Origin of the sequence: Lentisalinibacter sediminis (assembly GCF_040706615.1) — a bacterium.
In the GTDB taxonomy this organism is placed as follows: Bacteria; Pseudomonadota; Gammaproteobacteria; order Steroidobacterales; family Woeseiaceae; genus Lentisalinibacter; species Lentisalinibacter sediminis.
This window is the reverse complement of sequence record NZ_JAPDRF010000002.1, coordinates 415,420-432,788: the sequence shown is the minus strand read 5'-3', so window position 1 is coordinate 432,788 and position 17,369 is coordinate 415,420. Positions and strand designations below refer to the sequence as shown.

The following is a 17,369-nucleotide window of genomic DNA, read 5'->3' as shown; positions in this document are numbered from 1 at the left end:
GCCGCCGGCGGGCGTAGATTCGGAGGGAGACGGACGGACACCGGCCGTCGGCGGCCGGGAGGAGAGCGAATGGATACCGCCGCTCACGCCCGCGCGGACGAGCTGCGCGAGGAAAGGGACCGGATGGTCGAGCGCCAGATCGAGGGTCGGGGCGTGCGCTCCGCTGCGGTGCTGGAGGCGATGCGACGGGTACCCCGGGAGGCGTTTCTGCCCGAGCATCTGAGGGAGTTCGCCTACGACGACAACCCGCTGCCGATCGGCGAGGGCCAGACCATCTCCCAGCCCTACATCGTGGCGATGATGATCGAGGCGCTCGCACTGGAGGGCGGCGAGAAGGTGCTGGAGATCGGCGCCGGCTCGGGCTACGCCGCGGCGATCCTCGGCGAGATCGCCGGCGAGGTGTACACCATCGAACGCGTGGGGGCGCTGGCCGATCGCGCTGGCGAGGCCCTCGCTTCCCTCGGTTACGACAACGTCCATGTGCTCCATGCCGACGGCACCCTGGGCTGGGCCGATGCCGCGCCGTTCGACGCGATCGTGGTGGCCGCCGCCGGCCCGGCGGTGCCGGACTCGCTGAAGAGCCAGCTGAAAGTGGGCGGCCGCCTGGTGATCCCAATCGGGCCGCGGCCCTATGCCCAGGAGCTGGTCCGGGTCACCCGGGTCTCGGAGTCCGACTTCGCCACCGAGGACCTGGCCGACGTGCGCTTCGTGCCGCTGGTGGGCGAGCAGGGCTGGGAAAACGGCGGTGGTGAGTCCGCGGCGCAGAGCCGCCGCCGGCCGGCCACGCTGGAGGCCAGCATCGCGCAGCGGGCGGAGCCCTTCGACGACATCGCCGGTGCCGACCTCGACGGCCTCATGGCGCGCATCGGCGATGCGCGCATCGTCCTGCTCGGCGAGGCGAGCCACGGCACGTCCGAGTTCTACCGCATGCGCGCGCGTATCACCCGCGAGCTGATCGAGCGCAAGGGCTTCAGCTTCATGGCCATCGAGGGCGACTGGCCGGATGCGGGCCGGGTCGATCATTACATCCGCCACCTGGAGTATCCGCCGTCGGAGTGGACCGCCTTCGCCCGCTTCCCCACGTGGATGTGGCGCAACGCCGAGGTACGCGAACTGGTGGAGTGGCTGCGCCGGCACAACGGCAACCTGCCCGAGCCGGAGCGCTTCGCCTTCTACGGACTGGACCTCTACAGCCTCTACACTTCCATCCGGGCCGTGCTGCGCTATCTCGACGACGTCGACCCGGAGACCGCCGCGCTGGCCCGCCGGCGCTACGGCTGCCTGACGCCGTGGCAGACCGACCCGGCTACGTACGGCCATGCCGCCCTCACCGGCTCCTACCGCAGCTGCGAGGAGGACGTGGTGCGCATGCTCACCGATCTGCTGGAGCGGCGCGAGGAGTACGTGGCCGCCGACGGCGAGCGCTTCCTGGACGCCATGCAGAACGCCCGGCTGGTGGCCAACGCCGAGCGCTATTACCGCAGCATGTACTACGGCTCGCGGACCTCGTGGAACCTGCGCGACACCCACATGTTCGACACGCTGTCGCTGCTGCTCGACCACCACGGCCCGGCAGCGAAGGCCGTGGTCTGGGCACACAATTCCCACATCGGCGACGCCGATGCCACCGAGATGTCCGCCCGCGGCGAGACCAACATCGGCCGCCTCTGCCGTGAGGCCTTCGGCGAGGACGTCTACAGCATCGGCTTCGGCACCCACGGCGGTACCGTGGCCGCCGCCTCCGACTGGGACGGGCCGATGGAGGTGAAGATCGTGCGGCCGTCGCTGGCCGACAGTTATGAGCGACTGATGCACGACACCGGCGTCGGCCGCTTCCTGCTGGATCTCTCCGACGACGGCGAGACCGAGCTGCGCGAGGCGCTGTCGCGGCCGCGCCTGGAGCGGGCGATCGGCGTGATCTACCGTCCGGAAGCCGAACGCATGAGCCATTACTTCGAAGCGGTGCTGCCGCGGCAGTTCGACGAATACGTCTGGTTCGACCGCAGCCGCGCGGTCACACCGCTCGCCACCGACGAGCTGGAGGACATGCCGGATACCTATCCGTTCGGCCTCTAGGGTCTGAAGGGCCGCCGCCGGGAGCAGGGCAGGACGCTTGAAAAACGGCCTCCCGGCCACGATCTATAGGCTGTCGGACAGCGAGTCTCGCGGATGAAGCAGCGCGTATGAAGTACAAGGACTATTACAAGATCATGGGCGTGGACCGGGATGCCACCCAGGACGAGATCAAGCGCGCCTATCGCAAACTCGCCCGCAAGTATCACCCGGACGTCAGCAAGGAGGCCGACGCCGAGGCCCGCTTCAAGGAAGTCGGCGAAGCCTACGAGGTGCTGAAGGATCCGGAGAAGCGCGCCGCCTACGATCAGCTCGGCGCCGACTGGAAGGCGGGGCAGGACTTCCGGCCGCCGCCCGACTGGGACGCCGGCTTCGAGTTCTCCGGCGGCGGCTTCACGGGCGGCGACGCTTCGGCGTTCAGCGACTTCTTCGAGTCTCTGTTCGGCGGCCGCGGCATGGGCGGTGGCGGGCGCGGCGGCATGGGCGCTGGCATGGGCAATTTCCGCCAGGCCCGGGACGGCGGCTTCAGCGCCCGCGGCGAAGACCACCACGCGAAGATCCTGATCGATCTGGAGGACGCCTTCGAGGGCGTCACCCGATCGATCAGCCTGACGGCGCCGTCCGTGGACCGTGAAGGACACGTGCGCACCCGGCAGCGCACGCTCAACGTGCGCATACCGAAGGGTGTAAGGCCGGGACAGCACATCCGCCTGGCCGGCCAGGGCACACCGGGAATGGGCGGCGGCAGCGCGGGCGACCTTTACCTGGAAGTGGAGTTCCGGCCCCACCCTCTGTACCGGGTGGACGGTGCCGACCTGCACCTCGACCTGCCGCTCGCGCCGTGGGAAGCCGCCCTCGGCGCGAAGGTGGAAGTGCCGACACCGATGGGCGCGGTGGATCTCACCATCCCGCCCAATACGTCGGCAGGACGCAAGCTGCGCCTGAAAGGTCGCGGGCTGCCTGGCAAGAACCCGGGCGACCTCTACGCCACGGTGCGTATCGAGACGCCGCCGGCCGAAACGGAGGACGAGAAGGCCGCCTACCGCCGCTTCGCGGACCAGTTCGAATTCGATCCGCGCGGCCGTATGACCAGGCGCAGCACGGAGGCGGGCCACTGATCCGCCCGGGACGGAGTCATGAGCGAACGTCACAGCAGGGACACGGGCACGGAGATTACCGGCTTCATCCTCGAGGAGACCACGACGCTGGGGCTGCGGGAACTCAGCAGCGCCTGTGCGGTGCAGGCCGAGTACATCATCGCGCTCGTGGAGGAGGGTGTTATCGAGCCGGTCAGCTATCGCCGCCGGAGATGGCAGTTCACGGGCGCCAGCCTGACCCGCGCCCGCCGGGCCGTCGCGCTGCAGCGTGATCTCGGTCTGAATATCCAGGGCGCCGCACTGGCGCTCGACCTCATCGACGAACTCGAGCACCTGCGCTCGCGACTGCGTGCCGTCGATCCCGGCTCCTGAGTCAACCCCCGGACGTTAGGTAATTGCCGGCATGGGGCGGGCCGGTGTCCTGCGTTACGGTCATCCCATGGTCCTTTGCAAGGAGAGTGTCATGAGGCGCGTGTGCGTACTGCTGCTCTGTTGTCTGGCCGTGGTCTCTGTCCGGGCAGCGGATATCGAAGAAGGGAAGCGAATTTTCGAATCGGTCTGCGCATCCTGCCATGGACCGAAGGGCATGCCGGATCCGGACAGCCCGGTGGTACAGGCCCTCGACCCGGAGCCGGCGGACCTGTCGGACCCACTGTTCAACAGCCGGGAGCCCCGCGGAGACTGGGCGATGGTGGTCGAGCACGGCGGTCACGCAATGGGCCTGTCCGCCCAGATGCCCGCCCAGGGCGGGAACCTCTCGGATGAGGAGATCGAGGCCGTGGTCGCCTACGTGAAGACGCTGGCGGACACCAGCGAATATCCGCCGGGCGAGATGAACCTGTTCCTGCCGGTGCGCACCAAGAAGGCCTTCCCGGAGGACGAATGGGTGTGGAAGTCCCGCCTGGAGAACCGTGACGGCGAGGACGTTTTCCGCAACGTGATCGAGTTCGAGAAGCGGGTCGGCAAGGCGGGCCAGACGATACTGGAGATCATCCATGCCGATGACGGTGTCGACTCCGAGTTCGAGGAGGTCGAGGTCGGCTACAAGCATGCCTTCGCCTGGAGTCTGGAGGACCGCTCGCTGTGGTCGGCAGCCTTCGTCGTGGCCGTGCCGCTGCAGAGCGAAGGCGAGGTGGAACTCGCGCCCTACCTGGCCTACGCGAAGCAGTTGAACGACGCGGCCATCTTCCAGGGCAGCGCCCGGGTGAAGCTGCCGGTGGATGACTTCGATCAGGGCGAGCTCGAGCTGGCCGGCATCGTGCACTACACCTGGAGCCCGTGGCCCCGCCGCGTATTCCCGGCGCTGGAGGTTACGGCCACCGCGCCGTTCGACCGCAACGGCGAAGACGCCGTGCAGTTCACCGCGCTGCCGCAGGTGCGCATCGGCCTCACGCGGGGCGGCCACGTGGCCCTGAATCTGGGCGTGGAGTTACCCCTGAGCGATCAGGCGTACGACACCCGCTATCACCTGACCCTGCTGTGGGACTTCGCGGACGGCGGGTTCTTCAAGGGCTGGTAGCGCCGCTCAGAACTTCAGCGTCAGGCCGGCCGTCGCCTGCCACTGGGTGACGGTGCTGCCGTCGGCCTCCAGCAGGCAGACATTGTCGCTGCCGCCGGCGACGCAGAACAGGTTCGAGTCGCTGTCGACGAAGCTGGTGAAGGCGCGGGCTTCCAGCCGGAAGGCCATGCGCTCGCCGGCGGCGATGCGCACGCCTGCGCCGAGGGAGCCCGAGAAGAAGGTCTCGTCGTTCAGGTCGGCGTCTTCGGCGTCGGCCGGTGCGAAGCGCGAGATGCCCAGCGTCATGACGACGTAGGGCCTGACATTGCCGCCCTGCACGATGTAGGTGCCGCCGCCGTGGAAATAGTCGACGTCTACGTCGACCACCGGCGTGCCCGCGAACAGGTCGCCTGTCGTGAACTCGCTGCTCTGGCGCGAGTAGTAGACCTCCCACTGGGTGTTGGCCTCGGCGCGGAAGTTCGCGGTGAGCGCGAAGCCGCCGCCGTCCTCGATGTCCAGATCCCCGCCGTCGGCGCGGTCGAAGCTGCCGCCGTAACGCCAGGCGGCCGAGGCGGTGAGTTCGATGTCGCCGGGTTGCTCGTCGGCGACTGCCCGCGCAGCGACCAGCGGCGGCAAGATCAGCAGGGCGAGCAGGGCTGCCGTGGCTGCTCGGTGAGGCGTCATGATCGGTCTCCTGTCCATGGCTCCCTTCCATGGGTCTCGTCCATGGGCCTTGTCCATGGAATGGGTCCGCGTATGGTAGCGTACGACGCCACCGCCGGAAGGACTCGCCCATCCACAAAGGCTTCAGACTCATCGGCGACGTCGCGCTGGCCGCAGGCTGCCTCGGCCTGGCGCCGCTGGCCAAGAAAGCCGCGCTGACGGCCGGTGCGGCGCCGTTGCCGCTGTCCGTTGCCACGACGGCCGTGGCGGCGGTGGTCGCGCTCTCGCCACTGCTCGCCGCCGGGCCGGGGCGTACGCTGGCCGGCCATGGCCGCGGGACCTGGCGGCATGTATTCCTGGTGGGGGCGATGGGCTCCGGCGCCGTCGTGCTGCTCAGCGTGCTCGCCATGACGGAGACCACGGCCACCAACCGCAGCCTGTTCCAGTCCATGTATCCGGTGGCCACCGCCGTCGCGGCCCGTTTCCTGCTGGCCGAACGCCTGAGCGGGGTCGCCTGGCTCATTATCGCCGTGATGAGCGCCGGGCTCTTCCTCATGAATACCGGGCCCGGCGGTATCGTGATCGGCTGGCCCTTCTGGGCACTGGCGGCGACGCTGCCGCTGATCGGCCTGGCAGACGTCTATGCGAAGCGCACGCTGCGGGACGCGGATCCCCGCTTCGTGGCCGCCGGAAGGCTCTTGTTCGGCACGGCGGTACTGCTCGCAGTGCTGCCCTGGACGGCACCGGCGCAATGGTCCGCGCTGACCGCGGTGTGGTGGTGGCTGCTCGGCGCGGGCGTCGCGATGGCCGGCGGCGTGCTCGGGCTCTACCGGGCGATGCAGACCGCCGGCGCCAGCATGGCTGCCGCGTTCGTCGGCCTGGCTCCGGTGCTCACCGCCACTGCGGAATGGCTGCTGCTGGGCACCGCCTTCGCGCCCCTGCAGCTCGCCGGGCTCGCCCTCGTCGTGGGCGGGGCCGCGGCGCTGGCATTCCGCGTGTAGCCGGTCCGGTGGCGCCAATCGTCGTGCCCGCCATAACCGACAGGGCGGAACAAGAACCCAAAGCTTCTGTGGTGCTTTTGATATACTCCATAACATGAATCTCGAACACGCACTCGCAGACCCGTCCAGCGAATTCGAAACACCGGAAGCCGTCCTGACGCAGCAGGACCTGACGCCGGAGCAGAAGAAGGCCATCCTGGAGCGCTGGCGCCAGGACGCCGAGCTGCTGCAGCAGGCCGAAGGCGAGAACATGGCCGGCGGCGAGCCGAACATGCTCGCCCGTGTGCAGCAGGCGCTGGCGCGACTCTGATCACACGCCGACCGGCAGTTTACGCCGGTCGCCATAGGCCGCCCCGCCTGCTCGACTAGGGCGGCGCCGGGTCCCCCGTGCGGTACAGCACCCGGTAGAGCACCGGTACCACGCCGAGCGTCAGCACCGTGGCGAAGGCCAGGCCGAAGATGATGGCGATGGCCATCGGCTCCCACATGGGCCCGCCACCGATCCACAGGGGGATCAGTCCGCCGATGGTCGTGGCTGCGGTCAGCAGTATGGGCCGCGCACGCTGGCGCGCCGCTGCCACGACGGCCTCGGCCGCTCCGAGACCGTTCTCCTCCTGCTCGATCCGGATCCGGTCGAGCAGCACGATGGCGTTGTTGATGACGATGCCGGCCAGCGATATCACGCCGAGCAGTGTCATGAAGCCGAAGTAGGAGCGCGCGATCAGGAGCCCCGCGATCACGCCGATGAAGGCCAGCGGGATGGTCGTGAGGATGATGGCGGGCTTGCGCACCGAGTCGAACTGCAGCACCAGCAGCAACACGATGAGCATGACCGCGAACGGCAGCTTCTCCATGATGGAGGCGTTCGCGTCGGCGGAAGTCTCGGCCTCGCCGCCCAGGCTCCAGCTCACGCCGTACGGCCAGTCGGCGGATGCCTCCCGCAGCCACGGCTCGATGTTCTCGATGACCTCGCTGGAGGTGTAGCCGGGCTCCAGCAGCGCCTCCGCGGTCATGGTGCGCTGACGGTCGCGGCGCTTGATCACCCCCGGCTGCCAGACGATCTCCGGCACGGCCACCTGGCTCAGCGGCACGGTGCGCGAGCCGCCGTGGGCATAGACGGCTATGTTGCCGAGGCGGTCCGGATCCAGGCGCTCCTGGCCCGCGGAGCGCAGCACGATCGGGATCAGATCGTCTTCTTCGCGGAACTCCGTCGTCTCCAGGCCCGAGAGATAGGTCTGCATGGCGATGGCCACGTCCTGGTTGGTGACACCGGCCTGCTGGGCGCGGGTCTCGTCGATGCGCACCTCCACCTTCTTGGTGCGCGCGCCCCAGTCGTCGGTGACCTGGGCGGCGCCCGGCGTCTCGCGCAGCCTCGCCTTGACCTCGTCCAGCAGCGCGAACAGCGTCTCCGTATCGCGTCCCTTGAGACGGACCGCAATCGGCGGCCAGGCGGGTTCGCCCATCGGCAGGGGCCGCACCGTGACCTTGGCGGACGGGAAGCGCTCCAGTAAGAAGGACTCGATCTCGGGCACCACCAGCCGATCGATGGTGGCGCGCTCGCCGGTGTGGCCGAGGATCAGTGCATAGCTCGGATTCGGCGGCTCGGGGCTGTACGACAGGATGAAGCGTGGCGCGCCTTCGCCGACGAAAGCCGCCCATTCCTCGATGCCGTCCCGCTCTTCGCTGGCGGCGAGTTCCGTCGCGATGAACGACTCGAGCTCCGCCGTCAGGGCGTCCGTGGCCTCGATCGGCGAGCCCACCGGCAGCTCCAGCTCCGCGGTGAACGTGGTCCGGTCGTTCGGCGGGAAGAAGATGTCCGGCACCCAGCGCAGCGCATACAGCGACAGGGCGAACACCGCGACGACGGCGGTGAGAGTCATCCCCGGACGGGCGAGGACGGCGCGCAGCACGGCATCGTAGCGGCGCATCGCGGGCCCGTCCGCCGCGTCCGGATCCCGCTGTCCGACCCGCAGGAAGGTGATGCACAGCAGCGGTATCAGCGTCAGCGCCATCACCCAGGAGGAGAGCAGGGTGATCGTCACCACTTTGAACAGCGGCGCCGTGTACTCGCCGGTGGACGACTCGGCCAGGTAGATCGGCAGAAAGGCGGCCGAGGTGGTGAGCGACGAGATCAGCAGCGGCAGACGCAGTTCCCGCGCGGACGCGAGCGCCGCCGTCTTGCCGTCCTCGCCGTCGCGCATGCGCACCATGATCGACTCCGACATGACGATGGCGTTGTCCACCAGCATTCCGAGCGCGATGATCAGCGCGGCCAGCGACACCTGGTCGAGACCGATATCGAACAGTCCCATGAGCGCGAAGCTGGCGAGTATGGCGGCCGGCACCAGGCTGGCCACCACCAGACCGGTGCGCACGCCGAGGAAGGCCAGCATCACCAGACCGACGACGAGGACGGCCTGCACGAGGTTGGAGACGAAGTCGTCGATCTTGTCCTCGACCACCTGCGGCTGGAACTGGAGCACATCCAGCTCGAGGCCGATCGGATAGTTGCCGCGCACCCGCGCGAGGACCTGCCGGACCGACCGGCCGAGGTCGATGATGTTGCCGCCCTCGCGCATCGAGACCGCGAGTATCAGGCTGGGCTGGCCGTTGTAGCGCACCCGCTGGTCGGGCGGGTCGATGTAGCCGCGGCGGATCTCGAGCACATCGGAGAGGCGCACGATCTCGCCGCTGGTGGGGATGCGGATGAGCGTATTGCGGATGTCGTCCACCGAGGCGAAGCTACCGCTCGGCTCGAGCACGATCTTCTCGTACTCGGTGGTGATGTCGCCGCCGGGCAGCACGATGTTGCGCGCCTGCAGGGCCTCGCGCAGCTGCAGCGGCGAGAGCCCGTATTCCGACAGCACGGTGTTGTCGAACTCGCCGAAGATGCGCTCGTCCTGCGCGCCCGCCACCTCCACCTTGGCGGCGTCGGCGATCAGCAGCAGCTCGTCGCGTACCTCGTCGGCCACCTCCTCGAGTTCCCGGTAGCTGTAGCCGCCGCCGGTGACCGCGATCTGGATGCCGTAGACGTCGCCGAATTCGTCGTTGACGAACGGCCCGCGCACGCCGTCGGGCAGGTCCGGCGCCACCCGCTCCACCTTGCGGCGCAGGTCGTCCCAGATTGGCTGCATCTCCGTGTATTCCTCGCGGATGTCCACGTAGATGACGGAGACGCCCACCTTTGAGCTGCTGCGCACCGTGTCCAGCTCGGGCATCTCCTGGATCACCCGCTCGAGCTTGTCGGTGACCAGCATCTCCACCCGCTCGGGGCTCGCGCCGGGGAAGACGGTCTGCACCATCGCCGTACGCACGATGAAGCCCGGATCCTCCGCCCGCGGCATCTCGCGGTAGGCGAGGCCGCCGGCGACGAACAGGATCAGCAGCGAGACGATCGTGATGCGTCGTCTCTCGAGCGCGATGCGGGTGATATCGAGCATCAGTCGCGGTCCAGCAGGCGCACCTTCTGGCCGTCGACGATGCGTCGCACGCCGGCGGTGACCACGATCTCATCCGCCGACAGGCCGCGGGTGATGACCATGCCGTCCGGGTCGGGGCGGCCGGTCTCGACCGCGCGGCGGCGCGTCGTGTAATGGCCGGATCCGTCTCCGGCCGGCTCCAGCACGAAGACGAATCGTCCCTGCCGGTCCTCGCCGACCGCCACCGTGGGCACCATCAACTCGCCCCGGTCGCCGGTGGCGGGTAGCAGCAGTTTCGCTTCGGCGGCCATCCCTGAGCGCACGACCCCGCAGCCGCCGCCGAGGGCGATGGTGACCGGATAGGTCGCGCCGCGGGGGCCGGTGGCGACGCCCACCTCCGAGACCGTGCCGGCTATCTCCGGCAGGTCGACGGCGTTGATGGACACTGTCGCCTCCATGCCGCTGCGGATGCGCTCGATGTAGGTCTCGGGCACGTTGACGACCACCTCGGCGCAGTCGCCGCAGTTCACCCGGGCGATCGGCTGGCCGGCCTGGACATTCTGATTGACCTCGGCAATGAGCCTCGCCGCCGTGCAGTCGGCGGGTGAGTACAGACGGGTATAGGAGAGCTGCAGCCGTGCCGCCTCGAGCTTCTGCCGGGCCGCGTTCACGGAGGCGCGGGCGGATTCGAATGCGGCGCGGGCGCTGTCCAGGTCGCTGCGCGAGGCGTTGCGGTTCTCGTACAGGCCGCGCACACGCTCGTAGCTGGCCGCCGCGTTGCGCTCCTGGGCGCGGGCCTGGGCCAGACCCGCCTCCGCTTCCTCCAGCCGTACCCGGTAGTCGGTCGGGTCCAGCCGTCCGATCAGCGTCCCGGCGTCCAGCCGGTCGCCGAGCGACACCGGCAGTTCGATGAGGTTTCCGCTCACCTTGAAGGAGAGGTCGGTCTCCATCTCCGCCTGCGCGACGCCGGAAAAGGTCTCGGCCTCCTGCGAGTCCGCCGCCACGACACGGCTGTAGCGTACCGGCCGCACCTCCGGCTCCGTAGGCGGGGGCGTCGCCTCGCAGGCGGCGAGCACTGCGAGGGACAAGGCGAGGGCAGTGGTGGCCACTGCCGTCCGCGGCGATTCAGTTCTCTTCATGGGCGTTCCCTCTGTCGCTGCCGCCGTCTTCCACGAACGCCAGCGCGCGGCGCAGGAATTCCTCCCGATAGGCCGGCTCCAGCACGAGGCGGAAATCCGCCGTCGCTCGCAGTACGTCCATCAGGTCGATGAGATAGCGGAAACGGGCGTTCTCCGTGCCCAGCTCCGCGTCGAGCAGCGCGTCCTGGGCCTCCAGCAGGTCGGTGATGGAAGCGGCGCCGCGGCCGTAGGCGTCCGCGACGATGTCCAGGTTCTCCCGGGCCGCCCGCGCGGCTCCCTCGGTGAGGCCGATGGACTGGAACGAGGCGCCGGTCGCGTGCAGCGCGATGCGCATCCGGGCCTCGATGTCCTCTTCGGTGGCGAGCCGCTCGGCCTGCAGCCGGCCGAGTTCCAGTTCGGCTGCGGACAGCCGCGCCCGCAGGGCGCCGCCGCTGAATATCGGCCAGGAAGCCGTCAGGGCGACGTTCCAGGAGCGGTCGTCCTGCTGGATGAGGCCCTGGAACAGCGACGAACCGGATCCTGCGCCGCTGGCCTGGATGCGCTCGCCGGCTCCGGCCTGCAGTGCGATCTCCGGTATGTAGAACTTGCGGCGGGCCGCAAGGCGCTGGCGCTCGCCGGCGGCGATGCGCTCGTCCAGGCCGGCCAGCTCGGGTGAACGCTCCAGTGCTTCTCGGACCAGGAACGCCCGGAACCGGTCCCAGGCGCTGCGGGAGTCGATGAGACGGCCGAAGCGCGCGGAGCGGAAGTATCCCAGCGTGGTATCCACGCTGTCGTCTGCAGGCTGCGGCGGGTCTTCCTGAGAGGCGCCGAGCACCTGCCCCAGGCGCACGCCGGCCTGGTCCAGCGAGCGTTCCGCGTCGATCAGGTCCACCCGGTCCGTGGCCAGCCGAGTCTCCCAGCGCAGCACGTCGGCGCGGCCCGAGTAGCCGATGGACTCCCGCACCCGGGCCAGCTGCAGGTTCTCCCGGGTGATCTCCAGGTTGGCCTGGCGCACCTCGTAGATGGCGCGGGCGCGCAGTACCTGCAGATAGGCCTCGCCCGCAGAGCGCATGACCTCGAGTTCCCGCGCGCGGTAGTCGAGGATGCTGGCGTCGACCTGCCGGCCCGCGGCGCGCCAATCGGCGACCGCGTCGTCCGAGTAGACGACCTGCCGGGCGCTCACTTGAAGGTCGGTGCTGCGCTCCGGCTGCAGCAGCGCCCGGTCGGCGTCGATGTGGGTGCGGCCGGCCTCCAGGCCCAGCTGCGGCAGCAGCCGGGAGCGCGCCGAATCGAGTTCGGTGGCGGCGAGCTCCGGGCCGTAGGCCGCGGCCTGCAGCCGGCGATTGCGCCGCACGGCCATGGCCAGCGCCTCGGTGAAGGAGACCGGCTCCCCCCACTGGCCGGGCTGCGGGTTGAGGAGGCGAGCTTCGGCCAAGACGGAGAAGTCCGGTTCGTAACCGAGCCGCTCCGCCACGGCCATGTTGATGGTCAGCCGCTGTACGTGGTTCAGTGCCACCGGTATGACGGCGGGGTCGTCGCCGAGCAGAATGCGCTGGACATTGAGCGCGATGCGCCGCGCGGCGACGATATCGGCCTGCTCGCCACCGCCCAGGTTCATCAGCAGACCGTGGTCCAGTTCCTCGCCGCCCAGCATCGAGAAAGAGGGTAGTTCCATGGCGATCAGCCGGTCGGCGAGCCGACGCACGTCGTCTGCGCTGAAGCGCAGCAACGGCGTCACGTAGACGGCGTCGGCGCCTGTCAGCCGGTCGAATAGGGACTCCGGCGAGGGTCCCGTCGGCACGATCTCCACCCGGATGCCGAAACGCTGTTCGATCTCGGCTTCCTTCTCGCGGCGCAGCCGCGGCAGCGCCGCCAGGATGTCGGCATCGACGAGGATGGCGAGATCGTCGAACTCGACGGCGCGGCGGAAGCTGCGCACCTGCTCGCCCATGCTGCGGAAGTCGGTCAGGTAGGTGAAGTTGCGCTTCCCGCTGACGCCGTCCGTCAGCGGGAAGCCCTGCAGCTCCGGATCCGCCACGATGGCGGCCACGACGGGTTTGGGCAGGGTATCGATGTCGGCGGCGGCCTGGCTGGCGAGCACACCGAGGGTGACTACCACGTCGATGCGCTCGTCGGCGAGCTGGGCCTCCAGTGCGGCGCGGGCGCCGGCGAGCGTCCAGTCGCCGAGCCGGGTGGTCTCCTGCCCCATCTCGAGCCGCCATTCGCCCTCCAGCAGCGCGGCGATCTCGCCACGGACCCGTTCGCGGCTGAATATCGGCCGGCTGAGCGGACCGTCCAGCACGACACCGACCCGGGCGGCCGGCAGCTCCCCGGCGAGGCCGGATGCCGCCAGCGCGAGCAGTAGTGCGAGAGCGAGGCCGCGTGCGATCATACGCGCCATACTATGGGCGGCAGCGAGCGGAGGCCATTGTGCGTGTTACGCATGTGCGGGCGGTAGTGGCACAGCGGGCGGCAATCCGCGGCTCGGTCGCGGCAGTCGGTGCGGCCTTGCTGACCGCGATCGGCCTGTTCTCCGCCACGGCGCCGCACGCTCAGGAGGCTGCGGCTGCGCCGGCCACAGAGGTCACCGCCGCACTGGTCCAGTCGCGGCTGGAGCAGGTGCAGGCCTCGGCAGCCTACGACGCCGAGACGAAGACGGCGGCGACGGAGCAGTACCGCCGCGCACTCGCGAACCTGCAGGCCGCAGAAGCGCAACGGCAGGCGGCGGCGCGTTTCGAGCAGGCGCAGGTGAGTGCGCCCCGGCAGACCGAGGAGATACGCTTATCGCTCGCCGCCGCCGCCGGCCGCGATCCGCTGGCCGGACTGGATTTCGGCGCGGATACGCCGGCGCGCGAGATCGAGCAGCGCCTGCAGCAGGAGCGCGCCGCGGTGGCCGCGGCCCAGGCGACGCTCGCCGAGCTGGAGCAGAACCTTGCCGCCGCGCAGACCCGACCCCAGGCGGTGCGCCAGAGGCAGGCGGGTGTGGCGCAGGAGACGAGGGAGATTGCGGCCGGTATGAACCAGGCCGCACCCACCGGCGAGAGCGACATCGTCACCCAGGCCCGGGCGTGGGCGCGGCAGACCGCGGTCCGTGCGCTGGCCGAGGAGGGCCGCAAGCTCGACCTCGAGCTTCTCAGTCTGCCCATGAGAGTGGAGTTGCTGGAGGCGCAGCGCGACGAGACCCGCCGCACGCTGGAGGCCGCCCAGGCACGTGTGCGCGAGTTGCAGTCGGCGCTGGGCGAGCGGCGGCGGAGCGAGACCGCGCGGGTGATAGCCGAGATCGCCCCCGCCGAGTTGGGCGAGGCCGCGGACCACCCGGTGGCCCGGGAGCTGCTGGAGGGCAACCTCGCGTTGGCGGAGGAGCTCAGGGAGCTGAGCGGGCGACTGGAGCAGCTGACGGCCGACGACGAGCGTGCCGGGGCGCGGCTGCAGTCGCTGCAGCGCCGTTTCCAGAACGCGCGCCAGAAGCTGGACGTGGCGGGTGTCAGCCCGGCAATGGGGCGCTATCTGGGCGAGGAACGGCGCGATCTGCCGGCACTGGCCGACTATCGCCGCGATTCCCGCGAGCGGGAGGAACAGATCGCTGAGGCCGGCCTGCGCGACATCCGGCTGGAGGAAGCGCTGCAGCAGTACCGCGACGTGGACGCGCGCGTGGAGGACATCCTGCAGGAGCTCCCGCCGGCGGAAGCCGGGACGTTACGCGGACCGCTCGGCCGGCTGGCCGGCGTGCGTCAGGACCTCCTCCGGCAGCTGGCCGAGGTGAACGACGACTACATCCGTCTGCTGTCCGAGTACGAGTACACCGAGTCCCAGCTCTATCGCGTGGTACAGGAGTACCGGGACTTCCTCTCCGAGCGCCTGATGTGGGTGCGCAACCGGCCGACGCTGGGACCGGCCGGGCTGCTGGGTCTGCCTGGTGAAGTCGCCGCCTTCCTGGCACCCGGGCAATGGGCGGAGGCCGCCGAGGTCTTCCTCCTTCGCCTCACGCGCTCGCCCCTGCAGTTGCTCGCCGTGCTCGTGCTGCTGATCTTCTGGTGGCGCCTCGGCGCGCTGCGTGCCGCGCTCCGGGCGAGCGCCGCGAAGGTCGGCAAGCCGTCCGAGGATACGTTCGCGAGCACGCTGCGGGCGGTCGGCATCACGCTGGTCATGACGGTGCCCTGGCCCCTGTTCACGGGGGTCACCGGTTACGAGCTCAGTGCGTCGTGGCAGGCGACGCAGGCTTCCCGGGCGGTGGGTGGTGCCTTGCTGCAGATCACTCCACTGCTGTTCTTCCTGCGCGCATTCCGGATCCTGTGCACGCCGGGCGGTGTGGCGGAGGGCCATTTCCGCTGGGCGCCGGAGGGGCTCGCGCAGCTGCGCCGGCAGATGGACCAGCTGATGGTCACGCTGCTGGTGCCGGGTTTTCTGCTGGTGGCCGCGACCGGGTTCCGCGAACCCACGGCCGTCGGCGCCCTCATCCAGGTGGTGTTCCTGCTCCTGATCGGCGGGCTGATGGTGTTCCTCTATCGTCTGCTGGTGCCCCGCCGCGGCATCCTGAGGGCACTGCAGCGCCACGGCAGCGACGAGCCGGTGCTCCCGTGGCCCTGGTTCTGGCTGCTGCTGTCTCTGGCCCTGCCCGCCGCCCTGGGTCTGATGGCACTGGCGGGCTACCTGTATTCCGCCGGCACCCTGCTCGGCCAGCTGATCAATACCCTGTGGCTGGTCTTCGGCCTGGTGTTGCTGCGCGAGCTGGTCGTACGCTGGCTGCTGGTCGTGCGACGCCGCCTGCTCCTGCGCGAGGCGCTGCAGCGGCGCGAAGCTGCCCGCGCCGCGCGGGAGGCGGAGGGAACCGTGGCCGCGGCCTCCGACGAGTCGGCGGCCGTGGCCGGCGATACCCCGGTGGACATCGGCTCGCTCGACGCCGATACCCGCAAGCTCCTCAACGTGGCCCTGGCGGTGACGGCGTTCCTCGGATTCGGCGGCATCTGGTCCGGCATGATGCCCGCGCTGGGCGCCTTCAGCGACATCACCCTGTGGCAGTCCGTGCAACAGGTCGGCGGCGAGCAAAGCATCCGTGCGGTCACGCTCATGGATATTTTCGCGGCAGCGCTCGCCGTCCTGCTGACCGTCGTCGGCGCCCGCACCGTTCCTTCCCTGCTGGAGATCGTGCTGCGCCAGCGTCCCTCGGTGACACCGGGCAGCCGGCTCGCCTTCGCCACGCTGGCCCGCTACAGCATCGCCGGCATCGGCCTCACCTTCGTGCTGGCCACCATCGGCGTGGACTGGTCGAAGCTGCAGTGGCTGGTGGCCGCGCTGGGTGTGGGCATCGGCTTCGGTCTGCAGGAGATCGTGGCCAACTTCATCAGCGGACTGATCATCCTGATGGAGCGACCGGTGCGGGTCGGGGATATCGTCACGGTCGGTGATACCAGCGGCGCGGTCACCCGGGTGCAGATCCGGGCGACGACGATCCGCACCTGGGACCGCCAGGAACTGCTGGTGCCGAACAAGGAGTTCATCACCGGTCGTGTGCTGAACTGGTCGCTCTCGGACGAGATCATCCGCATCTACTTCATGGTGGGCGTGGCTTATGGCAGCGACGTGGAGAAGGCGCTGCTGCTGATCGAGGAGGCCGCCCGCGAGCATCCCAATGTCCTGGAGGACCCGGCGCCGCTGGTGACGTTCGAGTCCTTCGGCGACAACTCGCTGAATCTGGGTCTGCGTTGCTTCGTGCCGGCACTGGGCGTGCGCCTGGAGACGAGCACGGACCTGCACAGGGCCATCAACCGCAAGTTCAATGAGGCCGGCATCGTGATCGCCTTCCCGCAGCGCGACGTGCACCTGGACACGACGAGCCCGCTGGAGATCAAACTGATGCGCGGCGCGGACGTGCCGGCAGCGGACTGAGTCCCGGCCGGCGGATCAGTCCGGCTCGTTGCCCGGCTTCCACTTGATGTTGCAGCCGATGCTCGGCTTCTGCGGCTCGGGCACCGGCCTGCCCTCCAGCACGGCGTCCAGGGCGGCGCGCAGGTCGGCGCCGGTCACCGGCGCGTCGTTGCCGGGCCGGCTGTCGTCCAGCTGGCCCCGGTAGGCCAGGCGACCTTCGGCGTCGAAGACGAAGAAGTCCGGCGTGCACGCGGCGCCGTAGGCCTTCGCGACCGACTGATCCTCGTCCACCAGGTAGGGGAAGCTGTAGTCCCACTCCGCTGCCTCCGCGCGCATCCTGGCCGGGCTGTCGTCCGGGTGTGTGGAGGCGTCGTTGCTGTTGATGCCGAACACCGCGACGTCGCGCAGCGTGTAGTCCCGCGCCAGCCGGGCGAGCTCTCCGCGCACGTGCTTGACGTAGGGGCAGTGGTTGCAGATGAACATGACCAGCACGGCGGGCGCGTCCGCGGCATCCGCCAGCGAGTGTTCGGCCCCCTCGCAATCCGGCAGGGTGAAGGCCGGGGCCTCGGTGCCCAGCGGGAGCATGCGGGATTCTGTCAGCGCCATCGCTCGTGTCTCCTGTCAGGGTGTCATTA

12 protein-coding genes are annotated in these 17,369 nt (G+C 69.5%); 7 read left to right on the top strand and 5 right to left on the bottom strand.

What is annotated here, in order from left to right; translation table 11 throughout:
- Positions 1–69: 69 nt before the first annotated feature.
- The 4 genes from ACJMKX_RS04795 to ACJMKX_RS04780 all read left to right on the top strand — a co-directional run bounded on the left by ACJMKX_RS04795 (position 70) and on the right by ACJMKX_RS04780 (position 4,689).
- On the top strand, positions 70–2,076 hold the full coding sequence (locus tag ACJMKX_RS04795) for a protein-L-isoaspartate(D-aspartate) O-methyltransferase (protein ID WP_405221790.1): 2,007 nt from the start codon (positions 70–72) through the stop codon (positions 2,074–2,076).
- Positions 2,077–2,183: 107 nt separating this feature from the next.
- Positions 2,184–3,191 carry a DnaJ C-terminal domain-containing protein gene (locus ACJMKX_RS04790; protein ID WP_405221788.1) on the top strand — a complete coding sequence of 336 codons (1,008 nt, stop codon included), beginning with the start codon at positions 2,184–2,186 and terminating at the stop codon, positions 3,189–3,191.
- Positions 3,192–3,209: 18 nt separating this feature from the next.
- Positions 3,210–3,542, top strand: a complete 333-nt coding sequence (locus ACJMKX_RS04785; protein WP_405221785.1) for a chaperone modulator CbpM — start codon at positions 3,210–3,212, stop codon at positions 3,540–3,542.
- A gap of 31 nt (positions 3,543–3,573) precedes the next feature.
- The gene (locus ACJMKX_RS04780; RefSeq protein WP_405221782.1) at positions 3,574–4,689 is read left to right on the top strand and encodes a c-type cytochrome; all 1,116 of its coding nucleotides are present in this window, start codon (positions 3,574–3,576) and stop codon (positions 4,687–4,689) included.
- A gap of 6 nt (positions 4,690–4,695) precedes the next feature.
- Here the strand turns inward: ACJMKX_RS04780 and ACJMKX_RS04775 are convergent, their stop codons facing one another.
- Entirely contained in the window at positions 4,696–5,352 is a 657-nt protein-coding gene (locus ACJMKX_RS04775) for an outer membrane beta-barrel protein (RefSeq protein ID WP_405221779.1), read from the bottom strand.
- A 29-nt stretch (positions 5,353–5,381) separates the two neighbouring features.
- Here ACJMKX_RS04775 and ACJMKX_RS04770 point away from each other — a divergent pair, with 29 nt between their 5' ends.
- Positions 5,382–6,332, top strand: a complete 951-nt coding sequence (locus tag ACJMKX_RS04770; RefSeq protein WP_405221776.1) for a DMT family transporter — start codon at positions 5,382–5,384, stop codon at positions 6,330–6,332.
- 94 nt (positions 6,333–6,426) lie between these two features.
- Positions 6,427–6,642, top strand: a complete 216-nt coding sequence (locus ACJMKX_RS04765) for a hypothetical protein (RefSeq protein WP_405221773.1) — start codon at positions 6,427–6,429, stop codon at positions 6,640–6,642.
- A 55-nt stretch (positions 6,643–6,697) separates the two neighbouring features.
- On the opposite strand, the gene ACJMKX_RS04760 is transcribed toward ACJMKX_RS04765, so the two are convergent.
- Genes ACJMKX_RS04760 through ACJMKX_RS04750 form a run of 3 tightly spaced genes read right to left on the bottom strand, consistent with a single transcriptional unit; the run spans position 6,698 to position 13,261 of the window.
- Positions 6,698–9,772, bottom strand: coding sequence for an efflux RND transporter permease subunit (locus ACJMKX_RS04760; RefSeq protein ID WP_405221770.1), 3,075 nt, complete (start codon positions 9,770–9,772; stop codon positions 6,698–6,700).
- Positions 9,772–10,890 (bottom strand): efflux RND transporter periplasmic adaptor subunit, encoded by a 1,119-nt coding sequence (locus ACJMKX_RS04755; protein WP_405221767.1) that lies wholly within the window; start codon positions 10,888–10,890, stop codon positions 9,772–9,774. The genes ACJMKX_RS04760 and ACJMKX_RS04755 overlap by 1 nt, the downstream gene beginning before the upstream one ends.
- Positions 10,877–13,261 (bottom strand): TolC family protein, encoded by a 2,385-nt coding sequence (locus ACJMKX_RS04750; protein ID WP_405221765.1) that lies wholly within the window; start codon positions 13,259–13,261, stop codon positions 10,877–10,879. The genes ACJMKX_RS04755 and ACJMKX_RS04750 overlap by 14 nt, the downstream gene beginning before the upstream one ends.
- Before the next feature lie 38 nt (positions 13,262–13,299).
- On the opposite strand from ACJMKX_RS04750, the gene ACJMKX_RS04745 reads away from it, so the two are divergent.
- On the top strand, positions 13,300–16,755 hold the full coding sequence (locus ACJMKX_RS04745; RefSeq protein WP_405221762.1) for a mechanosensitive ion channel domain-containing protein: 3,456 nt from the start codon (positions 13,300–13,302) through the stop codon (positions 16,753–16,755).
- Positions 16,756–16,770: 15 nt separating this feature from the next.
- Here the strand turns inward: ACJMKX_RS04745 and ACJMKX_RS04740 are convergent, their stop codons facing one another.
- Positions 16,771–17,340, bottom strand: coding sequence for a thioredoxin family protein (locus ACJMKX_RS04740; protein WP_405221759.1), 570 nt, complete (start codon positions 17,338–17,340; stop codon positions 16,771–16,773).
- Between the last annotated feature and the right edge of the window lie 29 nt (positions 17,341–17,369).